Raw genomic sequence first — 7,249 nt, forward strand, 5'->3', positions numbered from 1 at the left:
CCCGCAGGTGTGCAACATGCGAAAAAAAAAGCCCGTACTTGCGTACGAGCTCTTTCTCAAATATGGCGGTGAGGGGGACCGCTAAATATGAATGCAAAGATGTTCAATCTAATCCTGTAACCTAATAAAATTAAGCGTTTTTTCTTGATGCCTGTCCGATTGAAACCAATATAACCCTGACGAAACACACCACAGATGGCATACTGAATGGCATACCAGAAATGTGCAAGAATTTTTCATGGCATACTGGATGGCATACTGAAAACAGCAGGATTTTCCCTTTTATGGCACTACTTACTGACACTAAAGCCAGGCACATTAAACCTGATGACAGGCCGTTGCCTCATGGCGGAATTACGGGACTTACGCTTCATCCTTCATCAGCAAAGGGGAGGGGAAAGTGGGTTTTACGCTATGTAAGTCCTGTTACTCAAAAAAGGCGAAATGCCGGACTGGGGACTTATCCCGAAATCGGTATCGCGGAAGCAGCACGTATGGCGCAGGCCATGCGCGAACAACTGGCGACTGGTGATGATCCGCTTGAGTTGAAAAAAGCCGAAGCTGAGAAGGTTATTATTCCGACATTTGAAGCAGCAGCGCGTCAGGTTCACGCTGAACTCTCGCCGGGATGGAAAAACCAGAAGCACATAAAGCAGTGGCTATCAACACTGGAGCAGTATGCGTTTCCGTCATTAGGAACTAAACCACTCGACCGCATCACGCCTGCTGATGTGGCAGAAACATTGCGCCCTGTGTGGCTCACGCTGGCAGAAACAGCCAGTCGCGTAAAACAGCGAATCCATGCGGTAATGCAATGGGGATGGGCTCACGGGCACTGTGTTGCCAATCCTGTTGATGTTGTTGACCATTTACTGCCGGTACAGGCGGGTATTAATGTACGAACTGAGCACCAACCGGCGATGCCCTGGCGAAATGTACCGCTTTACGTGGCGACGAAAGTCTACAGTGACGAGCGCTATAACGTGACCCGTGCGTTGTTGCTGATTGTGATCCTTACCGGGGCGAGGTCAGGAGAAGCCCGTGGTATGCGCTGGCAGGAAGTTGATTTGGACAAGCGAATATGGATTGTTCCACCGGAAAGAATGAAGGCGGGGATTCAGCATCGTGTTCCATTATCTTTGCAGGCTGTCGCTGTGCTTGAAAAAATGCAGGGTTTGCACGATGAGCTGGTTTTCCCGTCACCACGAAAACAAATTGTATTGTCTGATATGGTGATGACCACTTTCCTGCGTAAAACGGGGGCTGTCAGCGATACGCCAGGACGCCTCGCAACCGCTCATGGATTTCGTTCCAGTTTCAGAGACTGGTGCAGTGAGCAGGGGATATCACGGGATGTGGCCGAACGGGCACTGGCACATACGCTGAAAAACAAAGTAGAGGCTGCGTACCATCGTACTGATTTACTGGAACAGCGTATTCCGGTGATGCAGGCTTGGGCTGATTACGTGTTTTCGGCAGTGAAGTAAACTTGTTCTGCGCCTTTCGGGGCGCTTTTCTTTTTTGGGCTTAACTGTTGATTGGGACAGAACTACGGGTACTACCTGTTCACCATAACCACCATGCAAATCCAGCCAGTGTTATATGAACAGGTAGGTTTATTAATAAGTCCAGGTTACTCTCCCGCTTCAAACTTCAGTGCCATTTCGTAATAGCTGTTATCATTAAGGTACCAGGGGAACATACATGACTGATTCATTAGAAGATCTCGATAATATCGAATTTTAGAGTAACTATCTTTTTTTATCACTTTATGCCGCAAATACAAACTTCTTGCTGACACTATAAAATTATAATCCTCAAGTTTTGATTTGACTTTATCTGAAATTGTATTTTTATTATTCATCTCGTAATAAATCGCTACCCCAGGCTCTTCCCAACGGCTGACCTCAATATCAAATGCTCCCAGCGTCCCCAGCCAGCTTCCCTGCGTACCACCAAACATTCGTTTATGAAAATAAAATCGGCTCATGTTTTTAAGGAGCCGTTCGGCATTTGTTGCCGAAGCACGGTCTTTACACTTAAAATATGCAAAAGAATGTGGTTGTGCCTCCAGCAACCAGATATCAACAATCCTTTTGTAGTAATCGGCAATATTCTTTCGTGCTGGACGAGGCATCCGGGAGTCAAGAGCAGGGAGAGCAATTGTACCATTCTCCTTGAGAGAAATTATTACTGCCAGTGATCTTTGTAGCATCTTAAACTCAAACAGCAGGCCTGCACGGATGAACAGTAGCGATAATTCCGAACCAGACTCCTTCACGATCTTGTCATTTTTAGATGAGTATTTTTCACATGGAATAACACCAAGACTCACCAGTTCCCGATAAAAACCGAGAGGGGCATCGGGATATTCCAGCGCATAGCAACATTCAGTTAGTCGGTATCTGATTAGATGCGGCATGGTTGATAATGCCAGCGCCTTATCATTCATCAACTCTTCCGTTACTCCAACAAGGAATTCACTGCCCACACCATTCTCGCGAGCAAGCTTGCTCAGCATAGCAATACTAAAATTTCGGGCGTATTCAGCAAATTGTTCATGCATAGTCCTGTTATAAGGCGTACCGCCAGCATCAGTTTTTTTATGGTACTCATCCATATTAGAAAAATAGTTGCTGTCAACAGACAGGTGAATTTCAAGAGCTGCCAGCAGATAGTGCCGGGTTATCTCAGCCGGTTTTCCGGTTATCCCTGTTTTCTGAAGTAGACCGTTGATTCTGCCAAATATGCGCGGATACCACTCTGCAGCGGGTTCTCCGTAGATGAAACTCATTACAACCTGACTGAAGTGAAGGCTGTCGATGGCATCAAACGCTGCTTTCTGTAAGGGGGTTGTTGCTGGCATAAGTTAGTGTCAAAAAAAGTAAGTGATAACTGCCAATTTTAGACACTATCAGACCTCATTACAATCCATCGCATACCAGCCAGTTGGCTCAGGTGGAGAATAACGGCGAATCGTTATTCAACAGACAACTTAATTTCGAACAGTTTAATGAGGTAGAAATATGATCGTCCATACCCCGACCGTGAAGATTCTTCGCATGCGTGCAGTTACAGCCAAACTCGGCATCGCCCGTTCGACCATTTACGACTGGCTCAATCCGAAGTCACCACGCTACGATGCTACTTTTCCAAAGCAGCGGCGACTGGGGCAACAGTCTGTAGGATGGCTGGAAGCAGAACTGGATCAATGGCTGCAGGAACGTGAAACGCCAAATATTTGAACACATTTTACCTGACAGGCTGGCATATAGCTCGTGCCCGGGAAAGGAATGCTGAAATATAGTCGGGGATAAGCGTTAATCCAGCCAGTCACGTATAAGTCGAGGTCGTTATTTTATTCTGGGGAGAGCAATAAATCTATTGAGGTACGGTATTTAAAAATTGTTATTTAATCTAAAAATATCCAAGGGATATATTATCTGATTGAGTATTACCTTCTAATTCTTAAAGAGGAAAATAACTAATGCACCTTGCGTATAATAAATATATTAATTTTTTAGCAACTTCAATTATTGATAAAGTTTGTGTTAACAAACCAGATATACCGATTTCTCATATTTGTCTTACTGGAGACGCTACTTTTTCTCGCTGAGCGCTGGCTGACACTGATTCATCTCGCTTTGCTCTCAATTTTAAAGAAATAAACGCTCTTCATGCGGTCCGGTAACGCCGGACGGCTCAATATCCACACACATTTGACTCAATTAAGGTGCAATATGCGCATTTACATCGACGATGGTTCTACACATATCAAAATGCTGTGGGAACAGCACGGCAGGACTTTCAGCCACCTCAGCCCTAACAGCTTCAAACGCGGATGGTCAGCCACGTTTGGTAACGGTAAGCCGTTTAACTACACCGCAGACAAAGAGAAATACTCGTTTGACCTGATTTCCCCCGACTCACTTACCACCAGCAATATTAAGTGGCAGTACAGCCCGCTCAATACCCTGGCAGTCCATCACGCGCTACAGACCAGCGGACTTAAGCCACAGGGCGTGGATATCGTGGTGACGCTACCGCTTGCGGAGTTCTATGATGAAGACGCCCAGTACCGGCTTGATAACATTGAGCGCAAGAAACAGAACCTGCTGCAACCGGTGGTGCTGAATAACGGTCACGTCTTTACCATTACCCGCGTCACCGTGCGCCCGGAGTCCATTCCTGCTGGGATTGCGCTGTGCGATCAACTCTCGTCCTCCAACTCGGTACTGATTATTGACCTTGGCGGAACGACGCTGGATATCTCGCAGGTCGCAGGCCAGATGTCTTCAGTATCGCGTATTTATGGCGATCCGGCGTTGGGTGTATCGCTGGTGACCGACGAGGTACAACAGGCATTACGTAAAGCCGGTATGGCGCTGTCCCGCTTCAACGTGGACCGGTTGATTATCAATCGTTTCGACGATACGTACTTAGCGAACAATATCAACGATCCGCGTGCTGTCGATAGCATAAAGCAGGCAATCCACAGCGGTATTGCACGTTACCGTGTGAGGGTACTGGAAGCGATGGATCGCTTCAAAGGCTATACCCATGTTGCGGTTGTTGGCGGAGGGGCCTGCCTGCTGGCTGATGACATTCGTACTCATGTTAACCTGCGCGAAGATCGTTTCTTTGTAGCACAGGAGCCGCAGTTCGCGCTGGTGCACGGACTGAAAGCCATTGGTTAACGGAGGTGGTCATGACTCGCAGAAAAGTATTGATTTATCTACGGCCTGAAACACATGCCAGCGAGCGCTTTGCTGATACAAGGATAGAGGCGCGTCATCGGGGTGATCGCGGTGAACTATCGCGGACAGCATTGCTGGCAGGTATAGCGCTGGGGGAAATTGACAGTCGGTTGCCGTCGGTGCTGGCGGCTCTGTTAGCTGACAATACGAGCCCGGAAACATTACGTATCATGCTGTCGTCGTTTCTGAACATTCAACCGGGTTCTGCTCCGTCTGTAATGGTGACGGCTACGGTGCCATCCCCTGCGGCAACGGAACAACCCACCAGCAGTGTTTCGGCAAAGAATCTGGCGGGTGCTCTGCCAGAGTGATTTGTTTTTGATGTTATATTATTACATAATTCAGATAAAAAACAAGACGCTCAGCCTTTGTGGCCGGGCGTCCTTTGCTTATTTCATTCTGTTCAATATTCTATAATACCATGAATACATGGATGAATTATGTTTCCCTCCATCACACAAGGTCTCCTCACGCACATCATAGTTATGCATCTCATTACTCAGAAAAAGCTTCGCGAATGGCACTATGGATGTATATACAGGGAATTGTTTTGTGCTAATCTGTCACTAATTTAACCCAGAAGAAAAATGTCATGAAAGAATTGCAGCCTATCGTCAGAAAATTGATGGAAGAATCACAACAGGCAGCCCAGCTACGTCTGGCCGAAGACCTTGCCCTTCTGAAGCAGGTTCTCGAAATTTATGATCAAAAAACTGTCGCAGAATGCTTACGTTCTGTCAGCAATAATGACTGGACAAGGGAATCCATTAATCGATGGATAAATGGTAAAACTGCCCCCAAACAGCTTGTTGAAGTCGAAGTAAAAATGCTTCATAACCTTTTGCCTGAACCACCAGCCCACCATCCTCATTATGAATTCCGCTTCATCGATCTTTTTGCAGGCATTGGCGGTATTCGTAGTGGTTTCGAAGCGATTGGCGGACAGTGTGTATTCACCAGCGAATGGAACGAGCAAGCGGTCAGAACCTACAAAGCAAACTGGTATAGCGACCCGAATGAGCATACATTCAACTCCGACATCCGCGAAATCACCTTAAGTGATAAGCCTGACATCCCGGAGTCTGAAGCCTACGCAAACATAGACAAACATATTCCACAGCATGATGTCCTGCTAGCGGGATTCCCCTGTCAGCCTTTCAGTCTGGCAGGGGTCAGCAAAAAGAATTCACTCGGCAGGGCACATGGGTTTGAGTGCGAAACTCAGGGAACACTCTTCTTTGATGTCGCCAGGATCATCGCGGTGAAAAAACCATCAATTTTCGTACTCGAAAACGTGAAAAACCTGAAGAGCCACGATAAAGGGAAAACATTCAAAGTGATTCAACAAACCCTCGATGAACTTGGATATGATGTCGCCGATGTTGACAGCTCAGGAGCATCAGATCCTAAAATCATCGATGGTAAACACTTTTTGCCCCAACACCGCGAACGTATCATTCTTGTTGGTTTTCGACGTGATCTCAAACTGGCAGAAAATTTCTCACTGCAGGATATTCAGAAATACTATCCCGCAGTTCGTCCTGCATTTAGAGAGCTACTTGATGATGAGGTAGATGAAAAATACATACTAACCGTCAAGCTCTGGGAATATCTCTACAATTACGCGAAAAAACATCAGGCTAAGGGTAATGGTTTTGGATTTGGACTGGTGTCACCCGATGACAGTCATGCTGTGGCAAGAACACTTTCGGCACGCTATCACAAAGACGGCTCAGAGATCCTCATTGACAGGGGATGGGATAAGGATAAGGGCGAAAAAGATTTTGGCGATGCGACAAATCTTGAACACCGCCCCCGTCGTCTGACCCCGCGAGAATGTGCGCGTCTCATGGGTTTTGAAAAACCTGGTGAATGCAAATTCCGTATTCCTGTTTCTGATACGCAGGCTTACCGCCAGTTTGGTAATTCGGTTGTAGTGCCCGTCTTTGAGGCCGTTGCAAAGCTACTGAAGCCGTACATTCAGAAAGCGGTTAGCAGCACTGATGAGCTAATACAAAAGGCAGGCTGATATGATTAAGGGCTGGCGAACACCTGCCCTTAATGTTTTATTTTTTCTCTTATCCCTGTAGATTGGTATCTCTTCGATAAAGGATTGTCCCTTATGAATCAGAACCTAAGAGATATCTTTCAGGCCGCTGCCGGAAAGTACCTGAGCGCTGTCGATGCCGAAGTCACGCGCTCTCATCAGCATGAAATTGGCGGGCTCGTAAAAGTGGGGTTTGGCGATGTACTGGGACGCCCTGGGAAAGATGAAACGCTGGAGCTCATGTGCAAAATGGTTTATATCACCGATGAAACAGGTGAGCCATTGATTGCTGATGATCTCGTCACCTGGTACGATGTCCGCCGAAAATCAAAGACCCGCGCTCCCGAGTACCGGCTTTACTACCGCGAGATGAATCGCCACAGATAATCTAGACACTTCCGAGCCGCTGATAATATTGTTTTTCGTATTCAGTTGGTGGCATATG

At 46.8% G+C, this 7,249-nt stretch carries 7 protein-coding genes; 6 read left to right on the top strand and 1 reads right to left on the bottom strand.

Annotated features, from left to right (window positions below; translation table 11 throughout):
* The first annotated feature begins 284 nt into the window (after positions 1-284).
* Complete coding sequence (locus GF617_RS25865) at positions 285-1,487, top strand: tyrosine-type recombinase/integrase (protein WP_035943286.1); 1,203 nt, start codon at positions 285-287, stop codon at positions 1,485-1,487.
* A gap of 146 nt (positions 1,488-1,633) precedes the next feature.
* On the opposite strand, the gene GF617_RS25870 is transcribed toward GF617_RS25865, so the two are convergent.
* On the bottom strand, positions 1,634-2,866 hold the full coding sequence (locus tag GF617_RS25870; RefSeq protein ID WP_107224807.1) for a hypothetical protein: 1,233 nt from the start codon (positions 2,864-2,866) through the stop codon (positions 1,634-1,636).
* Between the two features lie 160 nt (positions 2,867-3,026).
* On the opposite strand from GF617_RS25870, the gene GF617_RS25875 reads away from it, so the two are divergent.
* From GF617_RS25875 to GF617_RS25895, 5 genes are all read left to right on the top strand, one after another.
* Complete coding sequence (locus tag GF617_RS25875; RefSeq protein ID WP_007374356.1) at positions 3,027-3,245, top strand: AlpA family phage regulatory protein; 219 nt, start codon at positions 3,027-3,029, stop codon at positions 3,243-3,245.
* Positions 3,246-3,740: 495 nt separating this feature from the next.
* The gene (gene parM / locus GF617_RS25880; protein ID WP_007374358.1) at positions 3,741-4,697 is read left to right on the top strand and encodes a plasmid segregation protein ParM domain-containing protein; all 957 of its coding nucleotides are present in this window, start codon (positions 3,741-3,743) and stop codon (positions 4,695-4,697) included.
* 5 nt (positions 4,698-4,702) lie between these two features.
* Positions 4,703-5,068, top strand: a complete 366-nt coding sequence (locus GF617_RS25885) for a plasmid partitioning/stability family protein (protein ID WP_035943290.1) — start codon at positions 4,703-4,705, stop codon at positions 5,066-5,068.
* A 281-nt stretch (positions 5,069-5,349) separates the two neighbouring features.
* Positions 5,350-6,786 carry a DNA cytosine methyltransferase gene (locus GF617_RS25890; protein WP_007374360.1) on the top strand — a complete coding sequence of 479 codons (1,437 nt, stop codon included), beginning with the start codon at positions 5,350-5,352 and terminating at the stop codon, positions 6,784-6,786.
* 93 nt (positions 6,787-6,879) lie between these two features.
* Positions 6,880-7,191 (top strand): hypothetical protein, encoded by a 312-nt coding sequence (locus tag GF617_RS25895; RefSeq protein ID WP_239006638.1) that lies wholly within the window; start codon positions 6,880-6,882, stop codon positions 7,189-7,191.
* The last annotated feature ends 58 nt before the right edge of the window (positions 7,192-7,249 follow it).

It is taken from the genome of Lelliottia sp. RWM.1 (assembly GCF_016859735.1).
GTDB lineage: Bacteria > Pseudomonadota > Gammaproteobacteria > Enterobacterales > Enterobacteriaceae > Enterobacter.